The sequence below is a fragment of the Zobellia uliginosa genome (assembly GCF_900156625.1).
In the GTDB taxonomy this organism is placed as follows: domain Bacteria; phylum Bacteroidota; class Bacteroidia; order Flavobacteriales; family Flavobacteriaceae; genus Zobellia; species Zobellia uliginosa.
Map to the genome: position 1 here is coordinate 1 of NZ_FTOB01000027.1, position 1,312 is coordinate 1,312.

Here is a 1,312-nt window from a genome sequence, read left to right on the forward strand (position 1 = left end):
GCTAACAAAGAACTGAGGCAAAAAACAAATAAATTCTTCCTTAATCTGAGACAATATTATTCTAGGCCCATAGATTCCAAAATCAGTTTCTTCGGGCTTTTTTTTATTCAATTTATCTGCTATTTATCCAGGCAATACAGAAACATACGATTCATCGTACGGCCTGCCCGATTTTGCAATGGCAAAAGACTGCTTCAATAGTTTGTTAGCTACAGCAATCAATGCCAGTTTCTTGCTCTTGCCCTTGTTCACGATTCGCTCATATACCTCTTTGCATGCCGTGTTGTGTTTACAGGCATTGAAAGAGCACAGGAACAATAGATTGCGAAGCTTTCTATTGCCGACCTTACTTATTCTCGGACGACCTCTTACACTGCTCCCCGACTCCCGTATCGTTGGGGTTATACCCACATAGCTACAGAGCTGCGATGCCGTTTCGAACTTACTGAAACCATCAGTGACAACTATCAGGAACAAGGCGGTCTTTTGCCCTATACCTGGTATCGACATCAACAAGGTCAACTGCTCTTGTTGATCCCCTTTGACCAATGATAGAATTTTTGATTCGATGGCCGTCACTTCCTTGTCCAACTGTTTCCTGTTGCGTACCAAGGAACGGTATACGAACTTTGAGGGCACCCCCAGAACGTCCTCCCCATGGATCTTGTTCTTGGTTGCGGTGCGTTGCTTTAAATACATGTCCAATAACCGGAACAACTGTAAACACTCACTTTGGCTATCGGTCAGGGCATCGTAAAGAGGGACCTCATTGACCAGGGCATAGTCACAGATAGCCTTTGCGTCGCTCTTATCGGTCTTTACCTTGGCCAGCTTCATTTGGATAAAACGCTTGACGGACAACGGGTTTACCACTGAGACCATTACTCCATTTTTGTAAAGAAACTGTGCGAGCCTATAATGATAGTAACCGGTAGCTTCCATGACTACCAATGAACCTTTGGGCAAGTGCCCAAGGAATTTCTTGAACCCGGGCCCATCGTTCCCGTACCGGTCGTGACCTTTGTTACTGCCGTGCACATCAAAGACATCTTTACTGATGTCGACTCCGAAAGTTTCTTTATATTTATTCATAGGAAATGTTTTGTGAAAGAACCGGCTACTTGGGCACACAACAACTTGAAAACGAGATCCAAGGTCTCACAGAACTGAACGTGGTCTAAGTAGTAAAAGAGAGAGGATTACCAATGTTGTCGAAGTCTAAAGCTTCACTGTATAACTTAACCTTAATTCTCTCTTTTGTTCTTTCTGGTTTATACCATCAATTTAATGAGAATCAAACTTAAGATGTATA

The 1,312-nt window shown here is 43.1% G+C and carries 1 protein-coding gene; it reads right to left on the reverse strand.

Annotated features, from left to right (window positions below; genetic code table 11):
* Window positions 1-123 precede the first annotated feature (123 nt).
* Window positions 124-1,092, reverse strand: coding sequence for an IS110 family RNA-guided transposase (locus tag BW980_RS22095; protein WP_076457317.1), 969 nt, complete (start codon window positions 1,090-1,092; stop codon window positions 124-126).
* Between the last annotated feature and the right edge of the window lie 220 nt (window positions 1,093-1,312).

Excerpts from the sequence above, each read along its gene's own strand:
- BW980_RS22095 (WP_076457317.1), bottom strand. The coding sequence starts at position 1,092 with ATGAATAAATATAAAGAAACTTTCGGAGTCGACATCAGTAAAGATGTC.